The 20,689-nt window shown below is 56.7% G+C and carries 19 protein-coding genes; 3 read left to right on the forward strand and 16 right to left on the reverse strand.

What is annotated here, in order from left to right; translation table 11 throughout:
• The 14 genes from glmU to mnmG form a co-directional block, all read right to left on the reverse strand.
• Complete coding sequence (gene glmU, locus AACY30_RS21820; RefSeq protein ID WP_339541132.1) at window positions 1–1,368, reverse strand: bifunctional UDP-N-acetylglucosamine diphosphorylase/glucosamine-1-phosphate N-acetyltransferase GlmU; 1,368 nt, start codon at window positions 1,366–1,368, stop codon at window positions 1–3.
• 123 nt (window positions 1,369–1,491) lie between these two features.
• The gene (locus tag AACY30_RS21825; RefSeq protein WP_003195825.1) at window positions 1,492–1,908 is read right to left on the reverse strand and encodes a F0F1 ATP synthase subunit epsilon; all 417 of its coding nucleotides are present in this window, start codon (window positions 1,906–1,908) and stop codon (window positions 1,492–1,494) included.
• 44 nt (window positions 1,909–1,952) lie between these two features.
• Window positions 1,953–3,329 (reverse strand): F0F1 ATP synthase subunit beta, encoded by a 1,377-nt coding sequence (gene atpD / locus AACY30_RS21830; RefSeq protein ID WP_003233564.1) that lies wholly within the window; start codon window positions 3,327–3,329, stop codon window positions 1,953–1,955.
• A 27-nt stretch (window positions 3,330–3,356) separates the two neighbouring features.
• Window positions 3,357–4,217 (reverse strand): F0F1 ATP synthase subunit gamma, encoded by an 861-nt coding sequence (atpG, locus tag AACY30_RS21835; RefSeq protein ID WP_028618578.1) that lies wholly within the window; start codon window positions 4,215–4,217, stop codon window positions 3,357–3,359.
• 50 nt (window positions 4,218–4,267) lie between these two features.
• Complete coding sequence (gene atpA / locus AACY30_RS21840) at window positions 4,268–5,812, reverse strand: F0F1 ATP synthase subunit alpha (RefSeq protein WP_003195831.1); 1,545 nt, start codon at window positions 5,810–5,812, stop codon at window positions 4,268–4,270.
• A gap of 21 nt (window positions 5,813–5,833) precedes the next feature.
• Window positions 5,834–6,370, reverse strand: a complete 537-nt coding sequence (locus AACY30_RS21845; RefSeq protein WP_049710821.1) for a F0F1 ATP synthase subunit delta — start codon at window positions 6,368–6,370, stop codon at window positions 5,834–5,836.
• 12 nt (window positions 6,371–6,382) lie between these two features.
• A complete protein-coding gene (locus AACY30_RS21850) occupies window positions 6,383–6,853 on the reverse strand; it encodes a F0F1 ATP synthase subunit B (protein WP_008439543.1) in 471 nt (156 codons plus the stop codon).
• A gap of 55 nt (window positions 6,854–6,908) precedes the next feature.
• The gene (gene atpE / locus AACY30_RS21855) at window positions 6,909–7,166 is read right to left on the reverse strand and encodes a F0F1 ATP synthase subunit C (RefSeq protein WP_002555987.1); all 258 of its coding nucleotides are present in this window, start codon (window positions 7,164–7,166) and stop codon (window positions 6,909–6,911) included.
• Window positions 7,167–7,299: 133 nt separating this feature from the next.
• Window positions 7,300–8,169, reverse strand: a complete 870-nt coding sequence (gene atpB, locus AACY30_RS21860; protein WP_339470555.1) for a F0F1 ATP synthase subunit A — start codon at window positions 8,167–8,169, stop codon at window positions 7,300–7,302.
• A gap of 16 nt (window positions 8,170–8,185) precedes the next feature.
• Window positions 8,186–8,593 carry a F0F1 ATP synthase subunit I gene (locus tag AACY30_RS21865; protein ID WP_003177069.1) on the reverse strand — a complete coding sequence of 136 codons (408 nt, stop codon included), beginning with the start codon at window positions 8,591–8,593 and terminating at the stop codon, window positions 8,186–8,188.
• A gap of 148 nt (window positions 8,594–8,741) precedes the next feature.
• The gene (locus AACY30_RS21870) at window positions 8,742–9,614 is read right to left on the reverse strand and encodes a ParB/RepB/Spo0J family partition protein (RefSeq protein WP_339470554.1); all 873 of its coding nucleotides are present in this window, start codon (window positions 9,612–9,614) and stop codon (window positions 8,742–8,744) included.
• Window positions 9,615–9,623: 9 nt separating this feature from the next.
• The gene (locus AACY30_RS21875) at window positions 9,624–10,421 is read right to left on the reverse strand and encodes a ParA family protein (protein ID WP_339470553.1); all 798 of its coding nucleotides are present in this window, start codon (window positions 10,419–10,421) and stop codon (window positions 9,624–9,626) included.
• A gap of 18 nt (window positions 10,422–10,439) precedes the next feature.
• A complete protein-coding gene (rsmG, locus tag AACY30_RS21880; RefSeq protein WP_339470552.1) occupies window positions 10,440–11,084 on the reverse strand; it encodes a 16S rRNA (guanine(527)-N(7))-methyltransferase RsmG in 645 nt (214 codons plus the stop codon).
• Window positions 11,081–12,973, reverse strand: a complete 1,893-nt coding sequence (gene mnmG / locus AACY30_RS21885) for a tRNA uridine-5-carboxymethylaminomethyl(34) synthesis enzyme MnmG (RefSeq protein WP_339470551.1) — start codon at window positions 12,971–12,973, stop codon at window positions 11,081–11,083. The genes rsmG and mnmG overlap by 4 nt, the downstream gene beginning before the upstream one ends.
• Before the next feature lie 563 nt (window positions 12,974–13,536).
• Between mnmG and AACY30_RS21890 the strand changes: the two genes are divergently transcribed.
• From AACY30_RS21890 to AACY30_RS21900, 3 genes are all read left to right on the forward strand, one after another.
• Window positions 13,537–14,043: a sigma-70 family RNA polymerase sigma factor gene (locus AACY30_RS21890; RefSeq protein ID WP_339470550.1), complete on the forward strand. Its 507-nt coding sequence runs from the start codon at window positions 13,537–13,539 to the stop codon at window positions 14,041–14,043.
• Complete coding sequence (locus AACY30_RS21895) at window positions 14,043–14,987, forward strand: FecR domain-containing protein (protein WP_339470548.1); 945 nt, start codon at window positions 14,043–14,045, stop codon at window positions 14,985–14,987. Before AACY30_RS21890 ends, AACY30_RS21895 begins: the two co-directional genes overlap by 1 nt.
• A gap of 91 nt (window positions 14,988–15,078) precedes the next feature.
• Window positions 15,079–17,517, forward strand: coding sequence for a TonB-dependent siderophore receptor (locus AACY30_RS21900; RefSeq protein WP_339470547.1), 2,439 nt, complete (start codon window positions 15,079–15,081; stop codon window positions 17,515–17,517).
• A gap of 17 nt (window positions 17,518–17,534) precedes the next feature.
• Here AACY30_RS21900 and mnmE read toward each other — a convergent pair whose 3' ends face one another.
• Together mnmE and yidC are read right to left on the reverse strand one after the other, a co-directional pair.
• The gene (mnmE, locus tag AACY30_RS21905) at window positions 17,535–18,905 is read right to left on the reverse strand and encodes a tRNA uridine-5-carboxymethylaminomethyl(34) synthesis GTPase MnmE (protein WP_339470545.1); all 1,371 of its coding nucleotides are present in this window, start codon (window positions 18,903–18,905) and stop codon (window positions 17,535–17,537) included.
• A gap of 79 nt (window positions 18,906–18,984) precedes the next feature.
• Window positions 18,985–20,688, reverse strand: a complete 1,704-nt coding sequence (yidC, locus tag AACY30_RS21910; protein WP_339418520.1) for a membrane protein insertase YidC — start codon at window positions 20,686–20,688, stop codon at window positions 18,985–18,987.
• Window position 20,689: the final 1 nt, after the last annotated feature.

Here is a 20,689-nt window from a genome sequence, read left to right on the forward strand (position 1 = left end):
TCAGGTCTTTTTGATTTTGACCGGGCGTTTCCAGCCATCAATGTTGCGCTGGCGGGCACGTGCGACAGCCAGTTGGGACTTATCCACATCCTGGTTGATGGTTGAGCCCGCGGCTGTGCTGGCGCCATCGTCGAGGGTAACCGGAGCGACCAACGAATTATTTGAACCGATAAATACATCCGCACCAATGCTGGTCTGGTGCTTATTGGCGCCATCGTAGTTGCAGGTGATGGTGCCGGCACCGATGTTAGTTCGCGCACCTACGTTGGCATCACCTAAGTAGGTCAGGTGTCCGACTTTGGCTTCGTCGTCCAACTTGGCGTTTTTCAATTCAACAAAGTTACCCACATGGGCTTTAACTCCCAATACGCTTCCTGGACGTAACCGCGCAAACGGCCCAGCATCGCTGCCCTCGCCCATCAAAGCGCCGTCGATATGGCTGTTGGCCTTGACCACCGCGCCTTTGCGCAGGGTGCTGTCCTTGATCACGCAGTTCGGGCCAATCACCACGTCGTCTTCGATGATCACTCGGCCTTCGAGGATCACGTTGATGTCGATCAGCACGTCACGGCCGACAGTGACTTCGCCACGCACATCAAAGCGCGCCGGGTCGCGCAGGGTCACACCCTGGGCCATCAGGCGGCGGCCTTCGCGCAGTTGATAGTGACGTTCAAGCTCTGCAAGCTGCTTGCGGTCATTGGCGCCCTGCACTTCCATGGGGTCGTGGGGCTGTTCGGTAGCCACCAGCAGGCCATCGCTCACGGCCATCTCGATGACGTCGGTGAGGTAGTACTCGCCCTGGGCGTTGTTGTTCGACAGACGGCTCATCCAGTCGGCGAGCTTATTGGCAGGGACCGCCAGAATCCCGGTATTGCCTTCGGTAATGGCGCGCTGAGTTTCGCTGGCATCCTTGTGCTCAACGATGGCCGCGACCTTACCGTCGGCATTGCGCACGATGCGCCCGTAGCCGGTAGGGTCATCCAGTTCAACGGTCAGCAGACCCATCTGGCCTGGCACGACATGCTTGAGCAGGCGTTGCAGGGTTTCCACTTCAATCAACGGTACGTCGCCGTACAGAATCAGCACGGTGTCGGCAGTGATGAAGGGCACGGCTTGTGCGGTGGCATGGCCGGTGCCGAGTTGTTTGTCCTGCAAAACGAAATTCAGGTCATCCGCGGCCAGGCGTTCACGGACCACATCGGCACCGTGGCCAATCACCACGTGGATGCGTTGCGGGTCGAGTTGCCGGGCGCTGTGGATAACATGGCCAAGCATGGAATTGCCGGCCACCGGGTGCAGCACTTTGGGCAAGGCCGAACGCATACGGGTGCCCTGGCCAGCGGCGAGAATGACGATTTCAAGAGACATGAGTGGCTACCAATCCTGGGCGGTCCGACTTCAGACCAGAGAAGTGTTTTGCAAAAAAAGAAAAAGGGTAGCCGAGGCTACCCTTTTTAATCAATCGCGCATAAAGCATGACGGCATGGCCGCTTACTTCTTGCGGATCTGCTGGAGCGTGCGCAGCTGAGCTGCAGCCTCGGCCAGACGTACAGCAGCAGCGCTGTAGTCGAAGTCGGCACCCTTTTCGTTCAGGGCCTTCTCGGCAGCCTTGACGGCTTCCTGAGCGGAGGCTTCATCCAGGTCGCCAGCACGTTGCACGGTGTCGGCAAGTACCTTGACCATGTTCGGCTGAACCTCGAGGAAACCACCGGAGATGTAAAACACCTCACGTTCCCCGCCTTGCTTGGTCAGCGTGATCGGGCCTGGTTTCAAGCTTGTGATCAGCGGGGCATGACCCATGGCGATACCAAGATCACCCAGGTCGCCGTGCGCTGTAACAAACTCGACCAGACCGGAGAAAATTTCCCCTTCCGCGCTGACGATATCGCAATGGACTGTCATAGCCATCTGATTGCCTCAACCTGATGAGCGCCCGTTTCCGGGCGCCTGGATTACAGTTTCTTGGCTTTCTCGATCGCTTCTTCGATGCCGCCGACCATGTAGAACGCTTGTTCTGGCAGGTGGTCGTAGTCACCGTTGAGGATGCCTTTGAAGCCAGCAATGGTGTCTTTCAGGGAAACGTATTTACCCGAAGCACCGGTGAAGACTTCAGCCACGAAGAACGGCTGCGACAAGAAGCGTTGGATCTTACGAGCACGGTTTACCAACTGCTTATCGGTTTCCGACAGCTCGTCCATACCCAGGATCGCAATGATGTCCTTCAGTTCTTTGTAACGCTGCAGCACGTACTGAACGCCGCGAGCGGTGTCGTAGTGCTCCTGGCCGATCACGTTCGGGTCCAGCTGGCGCGAAGTCGAGTCGAGTGGATCGACCGCTGGGTAGATACCCAGGGAAGCGATGTCACGGGACAGAACGACGGTGGCGTCCAAGTGGGCGAAGGTGGTCGCAGGCGACGGGTCGGTCAAGTCATCCGCAGGTACGTATACCGCTTGGATCGAAGTGATCGAACCTTCCTTGGTCGAAGTGATACGTTCTTGCAGAACGCCCATCTCTTCAGCCAGGGTCGGCTGGTAGCCTACTGCGGAAGGCATACGGCCCAGCAGTGCGGATACTTCAGTACCGGCCAAGGTGTAACGGTAGATGTTGTCGACGAACAGCAGAACGTCGTTACCTTCGTCACGGAACTTCTCGGCCATGGTCAGGCCAGTCAGTGCTACGCGCAGACGGTTACCCGGCGGCTCGTTCATCTGACCGTAAACCAGTGCCACTTTGTCCAGAACGTTGGAGTCCTTCATCTCGTGGTAGAAGTCGTTACCCTCACGGGTACGCTCACCCACACCGGCGAACACGGAATAACCGCTGTGCTCGATGGCGATGTTACGGATCAGTTCCATCATGTTTACGGTCTTGCCTACACCGGCACCACCGAACAGACCGACTTTACCGCCTTTGGCGAACGGGCAAACCAGGTCGATAACCTTGATGCCGGTTTCCAGCAGGTCGTTGCCGCCAGCTTGTTCGGCGAACGAAGGTGCTGGACGGTGAATGCCCCAACGCTCTTCGGTGTCGATCGGGCCAGCTTCGTCAATCGGGTTGCCCAGTACATCCATGATCCGGCCCAGGGTCGCTTTACCGACCGGTACGGAGATGGCTGCGCCAGAGTCGATTACGTCCAGACCGCGCTTCAAGCCTTCGGTGGAACCCATCGCAATGGTACGAACTACGCCGTCGCCCAGCTGCTGCTGAACTTCCAGAGTAGTTTCCGCGCCTTGTACTTTCAGCGCGTTGTAGATGCTCGGTACGCTGTCGCGTGGAAATTCCACGTCGATAACGGCGCCGATGATTTGAACGATACGTCCGCTACTCATAGCTGGATCCTCTGAATATTTGAACCGTTAAACCGCGGCAGCGCCGCCGACGATTTCCGAGATCTCTTGGGTGATCGCAGCCTGACGCGCCTTGTTGTAGATCAGCTGCAAATCGCTGATCAGATCACCGGCGTTATCGGTAGCGTTTTTCATCGCGATCATCCGCGCTGCTTGTTCAGCTGCGTTGTTCTCGACCACCGCCTGGTACACCTGCGACTCCACGTAGCGCACCATCAAGCCGTCAAGCAGCTCTTTGGCGTCTGGTTCGTAGAGGTAGTCCCAGTGGTGCTTGAGTTCCTGATCCGGAGTCGCCACCAGTGGAATCAATTGCTCCACGGTTGGCTGCTGGGTCATGGTGTTGATGAACTTGTTGGATACCACGGAGAGGCGGTCAATCCGGCCTTCCAGGTATGCATCCAGCATCACCTTCACACTGCCGATCAAATCATTGATCGACGGCTCTTCACCCAGGTGGCTGATAGCTGCAACGACGTTACCGCCGAAGTTGCGGAAAAAGGCCGCACCCTTGCTACCAACAACACACAGATCGATCTCGACGCCGTTTTCGCGGTTTACCGCCATGTCCTTGACCAGGGCCTTGAACAGGTTGGTATTCAGACCACCGCACAAACCACGGTCACTGCTCACAACCACATAACCGACGCGCTTGACTTCACGCTCGATCATGAATGGGTGGCGGTATTCCGGGTTGGCGTTGGCCAAATGCCCAATTACCTGGCGGATACGCTCCGCATAAGGACGGCTAGCAGCCATACGCATTTGTGCCTTGCGCATTTTGCTGACCGCCACTTTTTCCATGGCGCTGGTAATCTTTTGCGTGCTTTTGATGCTCGCAATCTTACTGCGAATCTCTTTTGCGCCTGCCATGTAACACCTATCAGGTTAGCAAGCGGGAGCCTTGCGGCTCCCGCTGCGGCTTACCAGGTTTGGGTGGCCTTGAACTTCTCGATACCGGCTTTCATGCCAGCGTCGATATCGTCATTGAAGTCACCCTTCACGTTGATCTTCGCCATCAATTCGGCGTGATCGCGGTTGAAGTAAGCAATCAGCGCTTGTTCAAAGCTGCCAACCTTGGCGATTTCAACGTCGGTCAGGAACCCACGCTCAGCGGCATACAGCGACAACGCCATGTCAGCGATCGACATTGGGGCGTATTGCTTCTGCTTCATCAGCTCGGTAACGCGCTGACCATGCTCAAGTTGCTTACGGGTCGCTTCGTCCAGGTCAGAAGCGAACTGGGCGAATGCCGCCAGTTCACGGTACTGAGCCAGAGCGGTACGGATACCACCGGAGAGCTTCTTGATGATCTTGGTCTGAGCGGCACCACCCACACGGGATACCGAAACACCGGCGTTCACAGCAGGACGGATCCCGGAGTTGAACATGGCCGATTCCAGGAAGATCTGACCGTCGGTGATGGAAATCACGTTGGTCGGAACGAACGCGGAAACGTCGCCAGCCTGGGTTTCGATGATCGGCAGTGCGGTCAGGGAACCGGTTTTGCCGGTCACTGCGCCGTTGGTGAACTTCTCTACGTATTCTTCCGAAACGCGGGATGCACGCTCCAGCAGACGGGAGTGGAGATAGAACACGTCGCCTGGGTAAGCTTCACGGCCTGGTGGACGGCGCAGCAGCAGGGAAATCTGGCGGTAAGCCACTGCTTGCTTGGACAGATCGTCATAAACGATCAGCGCGTCTTCACCGCGGTCGCGGAAGAATTCACCCATGGTGCAACCGGAGTACGGTGCCAGGAATTGCAGCGCAGGAGATTCCGAAGCACTGGCAGCCACGATGATCGTGTTGGCCAGGGCGCCGTTTTCTTCCAGCTTGCGAACCACGTTGGCGATGGTCGATTGCTTCTGACCGATCGCTACGTAGACGCAGAAAATGCCGCTGTCTTTCTGGTTGATGATCGCGTCGATGGCCAGAGCGGTTTTACCGATCTGACGGTCACCGATGATCAGCTCACGCTGGCCACGGCCGACTGGGATCATGGCATCGACAGCCTTGTAGCCAGTCTGTACAGGCTGGTCTACCGACTTACGCCAGATCACGCCTGGAGCAACTTTCTCGACCGCGTCGGTCTCGGTGTTGCCCAGTGGACCTTTACCGTCAACAGGGTTACCCAGTGCGTCGACTACGCGACCCAGCAGTTCCTTACCCACCGGAACTTCCAGGATGCGGCCTGTGCACTTGGCGCTCATGCCTTCAGCCAGACTGGTGTACGCGCCCAATACAACGGCACCTACGGAGTCTTGCTCCAGGTTGAGGGCCATACCGTAGACGCCGCCCGGAAACTCGATCATCTCGCCGTACATTACGTCGGCCAGACCGTGAATCCGCACGATGCCGTCAGATACGCTGACGACAGTGCCTTCGTTACGGGCTTGGGAGGTCACATCGAGCTTGTCGATGCGGCCCTTGATAATTTCACTTATTTCGGAAGGATTGAGTTGCTGCATTGCTCTGCTGCCCCTTCAAACTCAAGATTTCAATGCTTCGGCAAGATTCGCGAGTTTGCCGCGAATCGAACCATCGATAACCAGGTCGCCGGCGCGAATGATGACACCACCAATCAGGGTGGCATCCTCCGCAACTTGCAGGCGCACTTCCCGGTCGAGTCGTGCACTGAGAACCTTGGCGAGTTTGTCTTGCTGTTCTTGGTTCAATGCGAAAGCACTGGTCACTTCAACGTCTACCGACTTCTCTTGCTCGGCCTTGTACAGGTCGAACAGAGCGGCAATCTCCGGCAAAAGCAGGAGACGGTCGTTTTCGGCAACGACGTGCAAGAAGTTCTGCACTTTCACATCAAACTTGTCGCCGCACACGTCAATAAACGTGGCGGCCTTGTCTGCGCTCGTCAGTCGCGGGGCCTTGAGCACGCGCTGCATTGTGTCGTCTTGCGACACTGCTGCAGCCAGGCCGAGCATGGCTGACCAAGAGGCCAGCTGCTGGTGGGCCTGGGCGTGCTCGAAGGCTGCCTTAGCGTAAGGTCGGGCCAACGTGGTCAATTCTGCCATGATCGCCCTCGCTTAAATTTCAGCAGCCAGTTTGTTAACCAGCTCCGCGTGCGCGTTTTGATCGATTGTGGCGCCCAGGATCTTCTCAGCACCGCCGACGGCCAGAGCACCCAGTTGGGCACGCAGCGCATCTTTGACACCGTTCAGTTCCTGCTCGATCTCGGCCTGAGCCTGAACCTTCACACGGTCAGCGTCGATACGGGCTTTTTCAACAGCCTCTTCAACAATCTGGTTACCGCGTTTCTTGGCTTGCTCAATGATCTCGGCTGCTTGGGCTTTCGCTTCGCGCAGTTGCTGACCCGCTTTATCTTGGGCCAACTCCAGGTCGCGAGCTGCTCGGGCTGCAGCGTCCAGTCCATCCGCGATCTTCTTCTGACGTTCGTGCAGAGCTGCGATGACCGGAGGCCATACGAACTTCATGCAGAAAACGACAAAAATCAAGAACGCTAAGGACTGACCAATAATGGTTGCATTAATGTTCACGCCAATACCTCGCTCATTCGTTGCACAACACACCAATCACTCGAAAAACGAGTGATTAACCGGCGAGTTGACCAACGAAAGGGTTCGCGAAGGTGAAGAACAGAGCGATACCAACACCGATCATGGTCACGGCGTCGAGCAGGCCGGCGACGATGAACATTTTAACTTGCAGCATTGGAACCATTTCTGGTTGACGCGCGGCGCCTTCCAGGAATTTGCCGCCCAGCAGGCCGAAACCAATGGCAGTACCCAGGGCGCCCAGGCCGATCAACAGTGCAACAGCGATAGCGGTTAGACCAACTACAGTTTCCATCTTTCCTCCCGACTTTTACGTCGTATGGTTTAGGTTTTTTAGATTTTAAAGCGGTAAAACAAATCGTTTCATAGCCCTGGTGGGCCACCTTCCCGTTTCACCGGGAAGGACATCAGACTAGTCGAGACTGGCCTTAATGGTTCTCTTCGTGCGCCATCGACAAGTAGACGATGGTCAGCATCATGAAGATGAAGGCCTGCAGGGTGATGATCAGGATGTGGAACACAGCCCACGCCCACTGCAGAACGATGCCCAGGCCGCTAAGCCAGAGCAGGCCGCTGCCGAACATCACAGCGATCAGAATGAACACCAACTCGCCGGCATACATGTTGCCGAACAGTCGCAGAGCCAGGGAAATCGGCTTGGCGATCAGGGTCACGAATTCCAGCAGGAAGTTCACCGGGATCAGCAGGGCTTGAACAAAGATGTTCTTGCTGCCGAAAGGGTGCAGGGTCAGTTCGCCGATGAAGCCGCCGATGCCCTTGATCTTGATGCTGTAGAAAATGATCAGCGCGAACACCGACAGGGCCATGCCCAGGGTAGCGTTCGGGTCAGTGGTCGATACCGCGCGGAATGGGATGTGCGGATCGCCCGAGATCAGGGTGGCCAACTGAGGAATCCAGTCAACCGGGATCAGGTCGACGGCGTTCATCAGGAACACCCAGACGAAGATGGTCAGTGCCAACGGTGCAATCACCGGGCTACGACCATGGAAGCTGTCTTTCACGCTGCCATCGACGAATTCGACCAATACTTCAACGAAGTTCTGCAAAGCACCTGGTTGACCGGAAGTTGCCTTCTTTGCCGCCATGCGGAAAATCAGAACGAAGATCAGACCCAATGCGACCGACCAGCCCAGAGTATCCAGGTGGAAAGCCCAGAAACCCATTTCTTTGGCTTCTGCTGCGGAGTGGGCGAAGCCCCAGCCGCCATTAGGAAGCTGGCCGAAGGTCAGGTTCTGCAAGTGGTGCTGGATATAGCCCGAAGCGGTTGTTTCTGCCATGGTTGCCTCAAACGCCCTAAGGTTTCGAAAGTCTTGTTTTCATTAGCAGGGGAGCGAACCAGCTGACCAGTTGGGTCAACACGAAGACGCCGAATACAGCCAGCGGCGCCAATGGCTTCACACCTGCAAAGGTCAGTGCAAACAGCACTGCCGTCAAAATCAGTTTCCCCGCCTCGCCAGCATAAAAAGACCGGACGATAGCCTGAGCTGCTCGGGCGCCGGAAAACCGAAAGGCCCTGTGAGCAAAATACATATTGGGCAGCAAGGCTATCAGGCCTCCGCAGAGTCCTGAATATCCGGCTACGACTCCATGCCCGTACCAAAGCGCCAAAGCGGCGATCAGTAAAATCACAAATTGAGCCAATAAAACCGGAAAAACGGCCAAGCGATGGAACGGCAACGTGTTTGGCGTGCGGGTTTCCATCACTTTTGCTCCTCAATGGTCGGCTGCCGGAAATCAATAACTTGGCATAATTTGTGCCGACAAAATGCGCGCAGAGTATAGGGGCGGTTCAGCCCCTATTCAACTGCCGGGTAGTGATTTCCGATCGCGCGCTACATGAGCAAATGTTTCAGCGGATGTGAGCAAGAACACCCTGAAGCTCATCCAGCGAGTTATACCCGATAACCAGTTGCCCTTTGCCCTTCTTGCCGTGACGAATTTGCACCGAAGAGCCCAGCCGCTCGGCCAGGCGCTGCTCAAGACGCGCGATATCCGGATCAGGTTTGGCCGTTTCGACCGGTGCAGGTTTGCCGCTGAGCCACTGGCGAACCAGCGCCTCGGTCTGACGAACGGTGAGCCCGCGTGCGACAACGTGTCGCGCCCCCTCAACCTGTTGATTTTCCGGCAAACCGAGCAAGGCACGCGCGTGGCCCATCTCCAGGTCGCCATGGGACAACATGGTCTTGATGACTTCCGGCAATGCGATCAGGCGCAGCAAGTTGGACACGGTCACGCGGGACTTACCCACCGCGTCCGCGACTTGTTGCTGGGTCAACTGGAATTCCTGCTGCAGACGCTGCAAAGCGATCGCTTCTTCGATCGGGTTGAGGTCTTCACGCTGGATGTTCTCGATCAACGCCATGGCGATGGCGGTTTCATCCGGCACATCGCGCACCATCGCCGGGATGGTTTCCTTGCCAGCCTGTTGGCTCGCGCGCCAGCGGCGTTCACCGGCGATGATCTCAAAACGGCCGTCACCAATCGGGCGCACCACGATTGGCTGCATCACGCCCTGGGCCTTTATCGAATTGGCCAACTCCTCTAGCGCCTGGGGGTCCATGTCCCGGCGTGGCTGGTATTTGCCGCGCTGGATCAGGTCCAGGGGCAGGTGTTGCAGCTCGCGCTCGTCGGCCTGCACCGCTTGTTCTTCAAGCGATGTGACGGTCGGACCACTCAGCAGTGCATCCAGTCCACGTCCGAGACCTCGTTTCTTGACGGCCATGGGGATTCCTTAAGTTGGCTGGGCTGCAGCGGTGCGTAAGTTGCGGCGTTGGCGACGAACCATCTCGCCGGCCAGTGCCAGGTAAGCAATGGCACCGCGCGACGTTTTGTCATAGGCCAACGCGGGCATGCCATAGCTTGGCGCTTCGGCAAGGCGGATGTTGCGTGGAATCACAGTGTCGTACAACTGCTCGCCGAAGTGTTCCTTGAGCTGCGCGGACACATCGTTCATGAGGCTCAGGCGCGGATCGTACATCGTACGCAGCAAGCCTTCGATCTGCAGGTTCGGGTTGAGCAACTCGGCGATACGCTTGATGTTATCCACAAGGTCGCTCAAACCTTCCAGTGCGAAGTATTCGCACTGCATGGGGATAATCACCCCATCGGCGGCCACCAACGCGTTGAGCGTGAGCATCGAAAGCGAAGGTGGGCAGTCGATCAAAATGTAGTCGTAGTTCTCGCGGATCGGCGCCAATGCGCTGCGCAGACGGCTTTCTTTCATCTGCATTTCAAGCAGCACCACTTCCGCCGCGGTCAAATCGCGGTTCGCCGGCAGCAGTTGATAACCGCCGTGTTCGGAGTAGTGCATGGCCTGGCCCAGGTCGCACTCGCCAATCAGCAAGTCGTAGACTGAGTTCTCCAGGCCGTGTTTATCCACACCGCTACCCATTGTGGCGTTGCCCTGTGGATCGAGATCGATCAACAGCACCCGGCGCTTGGTTGCGACCAGGGATGCTGCGAGGTTGATACAGGTGGTGGTTTTACCCACGCCACCTTTCTGGTTCGCTATCGCGAATACCTTAGCCATTCTTGCTTGTGTTCCCAATCATGCCGTGCGGCGCAGTATCAGCAGATGGCGTTGGCCTTGGCAACCGGGTACGGCCAAGGCGTGTTCGCCATCGAGGTGGAAGTCTGCCGGCAATGCTAACAGCTCGTCGCTGGGATGAACGCCCTTCATTGCCAGCCAGCGCGTGTCACGGTCGCCAAGGTGGCGGGTCCAGTTACTGAAGTTCTCCATGCTGCTGAACGCCCTGGAAACAATTCCGTTGAAGGGCCGCTCAGGCGTGAAGTCTTCGACGCGGCTGTGGATAACCTGCAGGTTGTCCAGTTTGAGTTCAAGTTTGACTTGGGTCAGGAAGCGGGTTTTCTTGCCGTTGCTGTCAAGACAAGTCACTTGCGACTCAGGAAACAGGATGGCTAGCGGGATGCCAGGCATGCCGCCGCCACTGCCCACGTCCAACCAGCGACCGTTTTCGATGAATGGCATCACGCTCAAGCTATCGAGCAAGTGACGCGACACCATTTCATCAGGATCACGCACGGCAGTCAGGTTGTAAGCTTTGTTCCACTTGATCAACAGGGCAAGGTAGCCCAGCAGCAATTCGTGCTGGGCCGGGGTCAGGTCGACGCCCAACTGGAGCGCCCCTGTGGATAACTCTTCGGCGTGTTGCGAGGTAACAGACGAACTCAAGCGCTTTGCTCCAACTGACGGCCCGCGCCGCGTTTTTTCAAATGAATCATCAACAGCGAAATGGCTGCCGGGGTGACACCGGGGATACGTGACGCCTGCCCCAAGGTTTCTGGCCGAGTTATCCCCAGCTTGCTTTGAATTTCTTTCGACAGCCCGGAAATCCCGGTGTAGTCGATATCCACAGGCAGCTTGGTGTTTTCACTGGCGCGCAACCGAGCGATCTCGTCCTGCTGGCGGTCAATGTAACCGGCGTATTTGGTCTTTATTTCGACCTGCTCGGCAACCTGCGGGTCTTCCGCGCCTTGGCCAGTCACTTCGACCAAGCCTGTGTAGTCGATTTCCGGGCGCGATAGCAGGTTCAGCAAGTTGTATTCGTGGGTCAGCGGCGTGCCGAATTTTTCGGCGATCGCGTCGCCCTGCTCGGTGCCCGGGCGAACCCAAGTGCTTTTCAGGCGCTGCTCTTCAAGCGTAATGCTTTCGCGTTTTTTGCAGAAAGCTTCCCAGCGTGCATCATCGACCAGGCCTAGCTCACGGCCTTTTTCGGTCAGGCGCAGGTCGGCGTTGTCTTCGCGCAGGATCAATCGGTATTCCGCCCGGGAAGTGAACATTCGGTACGGCTCCTGGGTACCCAGGGTAATCAGGTCGTCGACCAATACGCCGATGTACGCCTCATCGCGGCGCGGGCACCAGCTGTCTTTGCCTTGCGCGCGCAGTGCCGCGTTTGTCCCGGCCAGCAAACCTTGGGCGCCGGCTTCTTCGTAACCGGTGGTGCCGTTGATTTGCCCGGCGAAAAACAAACCGCCGATGACTTTGGTTTCCAGGCTGTACTTCAGGTCACGCGGGTCGAAGTAGTCGTACTCGATGGCGTAGCCCGGACGCACGATGTGTGCGTTTTCCATACCGCGAATCGACTGCACGATCTGGATCTGTACGTCGAACGGCAGTGAAGTGGAAATCCCGTTCGGGTAAAGCTCGTGGGTGGTCAAGCCTTCGGGCTCGATGAAGACCTGGTGGCTTTCCTTGTCGGCAAAGCGGTGGATCTTGTCTTCAATCGACGGGCAATAACGCGGGCCGATGCCTTCGATCACCCCGGAATACATCGGCGAACGGTCGAGGTTCGCCGCGATGATTTCGTGGGTGCGCGCGTTGGTGTGGGTGATCCAGCAGCTGACCTGTTTGGGGTGCTGTTCTTTGGAGCCCATGAACGACATGACAGGGATCGGTGTATCGCCGGCTTGCTCGGTCATCACCGAGAAATCCACTGAACGCCCGTCGATACGCGGCGGTGTCCCGGTTTTCAAACGGCCGACGCGCAGCGGCAATTCACGCAGGCGTTTAGCCAGGGCGATCGAGGGTGGGTCACCCGCACGGCCGCCGGAATAGTTCTGCATACCGATGTGGATAAGTCCGCCGAGGAACGTACCGGTGGTCAACACCACGGATTCTGCGTGAAAACGCAGGCCCATCTGCGTGACAACACCGCGTACCTGGTCTTGCTCGACGATCAGGTCATCCGCTGCCTGCTGAAATATCCACAGGTTCGGCTGGTTTTCCAGGGTTTCGCGTACCGCGGCCTTGTACAGGATGCGGTCGGCTTGAGCCCGGGTAGCGCGTACGGCCGGGCCTTTGCGGCTGTTGAGCACGCGAAATTGAATGCCACCTTTGTCAGTAGCCATGGCCATCACGCCCCCAAGGGCGTCGATTTCCTTGACCAGATGGCTTTTACCGATCCCACCAATGGCGGGGTTACAGCTCATGGCGCCGAGGGTTTCCACGTTATGCGTCAACAACAGGGTTTTGACACCCATGCGTGCTGACGCCAGTGCTGCCTCGGTACCGGCATGACCGCCGCCGATGACGATCACTTCAAAACGGGAAGGGAAATCCACCACGCACCTCGTGCCTGCTTATGTAGGTAATCAGGAATTGTCTGTTGAAAGAGATTGGAGCAATGCCGGCAAGTATAGGGACTTAGCCCTTGCTAAAGAACCCTTTGCACAAAATTTAACCAGCTGTGGATGAATCACAGACAATAGAAATTAAAAGAGAGAGATTTATTAAATCTTTGTTTTTATGTTTATTTCTACTGAGCACCTTTTCTGTGGATAGATCTCTATAAGCCTTTATTTACAGTGTGTACAGAGATTCAAAAGTCTGTGGTCATGTGCCAGTGAGGCCCTTGGATAAGCGGCTTAAGCCTGTGGATTAAACAGGTGGTTATCCACAGGCAAGTTTTTACTCAGGTTTCAGGCCCTGTTATCAACTGGGCACAAGGGCGGTTATTCACAGGGCTTAATCCACAGAAATCGGAGCAACAGTGTGAATTTCGCCCACATGGAGGCCAACCCAATCCTCAAATTCGTTGGTAAGCGCAGAAAGTAGAGATCTATTGTGAGAACACCGTAGAGCAGTTAATAATAGCGATTATCATTAACCTACTTCGTCATGCCCTATGTCCCCTTCTTCACACACGGTTGCAGTCCAGCACATCTATGAGCAGCACCATTCCTGGTTGCACGGGTGGCTCAAAGGGAAGTTGCATAACGCGTGCGATGCGGCCGATGTGGCGCACGATACGTTCGTGCGGATACTAGGCGGACGGCATGCGTCGCAGATCGTTGAACCACGGGACTATCTGGCGACCATCGCCAGGGGCCTAGTGATTGATCGTTATCGCCGGCACGCCATCGAACAGGCCTACAGACAAACACTGGCTGAACGGCCTGAAGCCACCGCCATCAGTGAAGAAGACAAGGCCATCATCATCGAGACGCTGGTGGCGGTGGATAAAGCCCTGTTCAGACTCGGCGAGCGGGCGCGGCGGATTTTCATGTTGTCGCAGATCGAGGGGCTGACTTATCAACAGATCGCCAATCAACTGCAGGTGTCACTGACGACAGTGAAGAAGCACATGATCCGGGCATTGACTGAGTGTTCGCTGATCATGGCCAGCTTGTAATGGCTATTCCCGATCGCAAGACCTTCGAGTCCGCAGCCAGTTGGTATGTGCAATTTCAATCCCAACCGGCTACACCCGCAGAACGCCTGGCCTGGCAGCAATGGCTCAACGATGATCCGGCCCATCAGGCGGCCTGGAACCAGATAGAACAGTTACAGCGCAGTCTTGGCGCCCTGCCCCAGGATTTAACCCGCCGTGCATTGTCGACCACGCAGCAACGTCGCCAGGTACTGAAGTGGATGTTGGTGTTGGGCGGTACCGGGTACTTGGGCTGGAATGTTCAGCAACACACGTCTCTGGGCGATGTATTGGCCGACTACAGGACCTCCGTGGGTGAACGCCGGCGTATCGAATTGGCCGATGGCACGCGGCTTGATCTCAACACCGGCACGTCGATTGATGTGGTGTTCGACGGGCGTCAACGTTTGATCCGCCTGCGCGAAGGTGAAGTACTTATCCACACGGGAAAATTCGGTGGGCACACGCCCTTTTATGTCGAAACCCGCCAAGGGCGAGTCCAGGCATTAGGTACCCGATTTACCGTGCGCCAACTCTCGGACACCACACGTGTCGGAGTGCTAGAGGATCGCGTGAGCGTGTCGCCAGGTGACCAGCCCAGTCACGGCCGCTTGCTCGGAGCAGGTGAAAGCGCTGACTTAGATCGCCAAAACGTAGGGCCAAACACTGCGTATCGCGGCTCCCAGGCTGCCTGGGTGGATGGCCAGTTGATCGTATTGGATGCTCGGCTCGGGGATGTACTCGACGAGCTCGCGCGTTATCGACCCGGCGTATTGCAATGCGACCTGGCTTCGGCACGTCTGCGCGTTTCCGGTACTTTTCGCCTGGATTCAACGGAAGCGGTACTGGCCAATCTGCAAGCGACCTTGCCGATCAAAGTGAAGTATTTCACTCGCTATTGGGTTTCGGTGAAGCGAATCGGCTGACTGGAAAAATTATCCGTAAGGGGGTTATCTTTTTTTTGCCTGGCGCGGCCCTTCAGGTAATCACGACGCAACCTTCAGGGCTAACCCACCTATGCGCCTCCCTACCAAGTTTCGCCAGCGGCTCTCCTACCACAGTTTGACCGGCAGCCTACTGCTCAGTACTGCAGCCACGGCCGGTGTTTTGCTATCAACCGGCGCCATGGCTGCCAGCGCGGTGCAACACTACGCTATTGCGGCAGGCCCGCTGGATAATGCCTTGAGCCAATTTGCAGCCAGGGCGAATGTGATTCTGTCTTTTTCGCCCCAGCAAACCACGCGTTTGAACACGCCGGGGTTGGAAGGTGACTATTCGGTGGATCAAGGCTTTGCGCTGCTGCTGCAAAACTCAGGATTGCAGGCGGTAGTCCAGGCGCCCGGCAGTTATGTCCTGCAGGCCATACCTGCTGGTGAACTCACACTGGCGCCCACCACGGTAAGCACTTATCAACAGGCTGGTTTCAATCAGGAGATCGCCGGTGACGTGGGCTACAAGGCGCAAAACAGTCGTATCGGCACCAAGACCAGCACGCCTTTGTCAGAAACACCGCGTTCGGTTTCGGTTGTCACCGGCCAACGCATCAAGGACCAGAAGTCGCAGACGCTGACTGAAGTATTGGGCTATGTGCCTGGCATCTTCGCCCCCCCTTTTGCGGCCGGCGATGGCTTGGCAGGTGACCTGTTCTTCATCCGCGGTTTCAACGCCACGGATTACGGCTACGGCCTACTGCGAGACGGCCTACGCGTACAAGGCAACCGGTACGACACCACTAGCGAGCCTTACGGCCTAGAACGAGTCGAAGTATTCCGCGGCCCGTCTTCTCTGCTCTACGGTGAAAACGCACCAGGTGGCTTGGTGAACCTGGTCAGTAAACACCCGACCGCCACGCCGCAAGGTGAGGTGCAACTGGGTTACGGCTCAAATAACCGACGCCAAGTGGGTGTGGATATCTCTGGCCCTCTCAATGACAGCGACAACATTCTTGGACGGGTGGTGATGCTTGGCCGCAAGTCCGATACACAGACCGATCACGTCCCGGACGATCGACTCTACATTGCGCCTTCCCTGACCCTTAATTTCGACGACTACAACACCCTCACCCTGTTGGCGAATTACCAAAAGGACCACACCAACCTCGAACTTGGCCTACCAGCCGCAGGTACCTTGCTTACAAACCCCAATGGCAAGCTGTCCAAGCACACCATGCTCGGTAACACGGACTGGAACACCTTTGAACGCGAATCCTGGAGTACTGGCTACGAATTCAGCCACAGCTTCAACAACGATTGGCAGTTCCGCCAGAATTCGCGTTATATGCAGTCGCGCATAAACCGTCATGAAACCTGGCCTGGTGCGTTGAATAACCGTGGCTTCGGCACTCAACTGAACATGACCGCCTACGACCGCTACAACAAGTCGATGGTCTACTCCCTGGATAACCAACTGGAAGGCAAATTCCAGGTCGGCGAGCTGGAAAATACCGTGCTGTTCGGCGCGAGCTATGACCGCACCTCGTTCAACCAGGACTGGGACGCGGGCTTTGCCGGGACCATCAATGTGTATAACCCGGTGTACCTGCGAGACCCGCTGACCCCTGTGGCTGTGCAAAACACCTTGCTCGAACAACAGATGAAAGGGGTTTATGCACAGATCCAGAGCAAGTATGACCACTGGTTATTCTTGCTCGGCGGCCGTCAGGACTGGGTCGACAGCGATTTTCGCGACAAGGTGAGCAAGGCCAGCAACACAGGCTCCGAGGACCGCAAGTTCACCTACCAGGGTGGGGTGATGTACCAGTTCGACAATGGGCTGACGCCCTATGTCAGCTACTCCACTGCGTTCGTCCCGGTGCAGCAGATTTCCAACGCGGGTTCACCGTTAAAACCGATCACCAGCAGCCAATACGAAGTGGGCGTGAAATACGAGCCGATCGGATGGGATACGGCGATGACGGTTTCGGTGTATGACTTGCGCAAGCAGGACGACACTTACCTCGATGCCACCACCAACAGCTATCGCCAAGTCGGCGAAAGCCAGGCCAAGGGCGTGGAAGTTGAAGTGAACAGCGCCATCAGGCCTAACCTGAATGTGACTGCTGCCTACACCTACACTGACGCGCGGATTACCAAGGATTCGGCCACCTCTCTGGTTGAGGGGCACCAGATGACTGGCGTGCCACGTAACCAAGCGTCGATTTGGGGCAAGTATCGCTTCCTCGACAATCAACTCAAAGGTCTGTCCCTGGGGGGTGGCGTGCGCTACTTCGACAGTACGTTTTCCTACACGGCACCCAGCCTTTACGGAAAACTGGATGCCGGCAGCGTGACGCTCGTAGACGCTGCAGTTGGCTATCAAATCGACAAAAACTGGTCAGTCGATTTAAACGCCAAGAACCTGTTCGACAAGGAATATGTGTCTGGTTGCAACGATGCAGGGCGTTGCTATTGGGGGGACATCCGTACCTTGCTCGGTACGGTGTCTTACACTTGGTAAGGTTGTGGATAACTCGGTTATTTACCGATGCAGAAACTGGAGAAGATCCGGCCCAACAAATCATCGGAACTGAATGCGCCGGTGATTTCCCCCAACAGCTGCTGCGCCTGACGTAAATCCTCAGCCAGCAACTCCCCTGCGCCCGCCAGGGTTAATTGTGCCCGACCGTGTTCCAAGGCTGCGCTCGCGTGGCGCAACGCCTCCAGGTGCCTGCGGCGCGCACTGAAGCTGCTTTCCGAGGTCTGCTCGTAGCCCATGCAGGCCTTGAGGTGATTACGCAGCAATTCCAAGCCATCACCTGCTGACTTTGCGCTGAGGCTGATAGTGACATGGCCATCCGCGCTGGTTTCCATCGCTATGGCTTCACCCGTCAAATCGGCTTTGTTGCGAATCAACGTGACCTTGGCCGGGTCTGGGCGTTGCTCGAGGAATTCCGGCCATAGGGCGAAAGGATCCACAGCTTCGGGCGCCGTCGCATCCACCACCAGCAACACCCGATCCGCTTCGCTGATGGCCTTAAGGGCGCGTTCCACGCCGATCTTTTCGACCTGGTCATCGGTATCGCGCAAACCCGCAGTGTCAACCACGTGCAGTGGCATGCCGTCGATGTGGATATGTTCGCGCAGGATATCCCGGGTCGTGCCGGCGATCTCAGTGACGATGGCTGCTTCACGTCCCGCCAGTGCGTTGAGCAGGCTGGATTTGCCCGCATTGGGCCGTCCAGCGATCACTACCGTCATTCCATCACGCAACAAAGCGCCCTGCCCGGCTTCGCGCAGCACTGTGGATAACTCGTCGCGAACCTTATCCAGCATCGCCAATACGTGGCCATCGGCAAGAAAGTCAATTTCTTCCTCGGGAAAATCAATCGCCGCCTCGACGTAGATACGCAGGCTGATCAATTGCTCGGTCAAGTGATGCACACGCAGGGAAAACGCCCCCTGCAGCGAGCGCAATGCATTGCGCGCCGCTTGTGCAGAACTGGCTTCGATTAAGTCAGCGATCGCTTCGGCCTGAGCCAGGTCGAGCTTGTCGTTCAAAAACGCGCGTTCGCTGAATTCTCCTGGGCGGGCCAATCGGCAGCCCAATTGCAGGCAGCGCTGCAACAACATATCCAACACGACGGGGCCGCCATGGCCCTGCAACTCGAGGACGTCTTCGCCGGTGAAGGAATTTGGGCCCGGGAAATAAATTGCCAGGCCTTCGTCCAATACGCTTTCGTCAGCATCCAGGAACGCGCCGTAATGCGCATAGCGCGGCTTCAACTCACGACCGCTGATGGCCTTCGCTGCCAAGCCCGCGAGCGGCCCGGAAATTCGAACGATACCGACACCACCGCGACCTTGAGCGGTAGCGACAGCAGCGATGGTTTCACGAGGAGCGCTCATCAGCAGGTTCCAGAACAAAAGTGACGGAAAGCAAAACGCCCCACTAGGGGGCGTCTTGAGTGGTTATCCACAGAGTAAATTACGCCTCGGCTTTTTTGGTAGCCGCTTCGATTTTACGTGTGATGTACCACTGTTGAGAGATCGACAACACGTTGTTGACTACCCAGTACAGCACCAGACCCGCTGGGAACCACAGGAAGAAGAAGGTGAAGATGATTGGCATCATTTTCATTACCTTGGCCTGCATCGGGTCCGGCGGAGTCGGGTTCAGACGCTGCTGGATAAACATGGTTGCGCCCATGATGATCGGCAGGATAAAGAACGGGTCTTTGATCGACAGGTCAGTTATCCACAGCATGAACGGTGCTTGGCGCATTTCCACGCTTTCTAGGAGTACCCAGTAAAGCGACAGGAATACCGGCATCTGTACCAGAATCGGCAAGCATCCACCCAGCGGGTTGATCTTCTCTTTCTTGTACAGCTCCATCATGGCCTGCGACATTTTCTGCCGGTCATCGCCATGTTGCTCTTTCAGTGCCGCCAGTTTCGGAGCCACGGCACGCATGCGCGCCATCGACTTGTAGCTGGCTGCCGACAGAGGGAAGAAGATCCCTTTGATCAGCATGGTCAGGAAGATAATCGACCAGCCCCAGTTACCGACGATGCTGTGGATATGTTGCAGCAGCCAGAAAATCGGCTGGGCAATGAACCACAGGAAGCCGTAATCCACAGTCAGTTCGAGACCTGGGGACAACTCTTTCAGTACAGCCTGACTTTTAGGACCGGCGTACAGGGTAGCGCTGGTTTCTGCCTTGGCACCTGGAGCAACGGTCAATGCCGGGCCAGTGTAGCCAATGATGTAATTACCTTTGGTGTCCTTGCGAGCCGCAACCACATTGTTCTGGCCAGGCTGAGGAATCCAAGCGGTCACAAAGTAGTGTTGCAACCAAGCAACCCAGCCGCCATTCACGTTATAGGTGATCGGCGCCTTTTGTTTGTCTTCGTTGACCTTGTCGATATCTTTCATCGACACTTTTTTGTACGGCTCCGAACTTGTCCACAGGGCAGCGCCCAGGTAAGTCGCGGTGCCAGTGGCGGTGCTGGAAGACGGATCGGAGCTGGCATCACGCTTGAGCTGCGCAAACATCGCGCCGGTCCATGGCTGAGCGCTCTGATTGTCGATCAAATAGGTGACGACAACGTCGTACAGTCCACGTTTGAGGGTGAACCGCTTGATGTAGTTGACACCGTCCTTGCTGAACTTCAAGTCAACAACCAGTTGGTCCTGGCCGTCGGCCAGTTGGTAACTCTTCTTCTCCGAAGAGAAAACCGGACGACCGGTAGCGCTTGCATCGGGACCGTTCGTGCCGATCAGGCCACTTTGAGCCAGGTAAACACGCTCGCCACCGTTATCGAACAGCTGGAATGGAATTTCCGGGTGATCCTGACGGCGCGGATACAGCGGAAGCGTCAGCTTGGCAACATCGCCACCTTGCGGGTCGATAGCCAGGTCCAATACATCCGTCTTGATCTGGATGAGGTCCGTGCTGGCGGCAACTGGAACTTCGGCAGGTGCGTTTGTCTCGCCCGGTGCACGTGGAATGTCGTCACTGGCGGCAGTTTTGTTGCCACTTACTGTGTCGGGAAGCCCCGCAGGAACAGCATTGGCAGCAACATTCTGAGTCGGCAGGGCAGCTTGGCCGTAGTCCTGGTTCCACTTAAGAACCATGACGTAGGACACGATTGCCAGGGCGACGATCAGGATCGTGCGTTTAATATCCATG

It is taken from the genome of Pseudomonas sp. RA_5y_Pfl1_P24 (assembly GCF_963970945.1).
GTDB lineage: Bacteria > Pseudomonadota > Gammaproteobacteria > Pseudomonadales > Pseudomonadaceae > Aquipseudomonas > Aquipseudomonas tritici.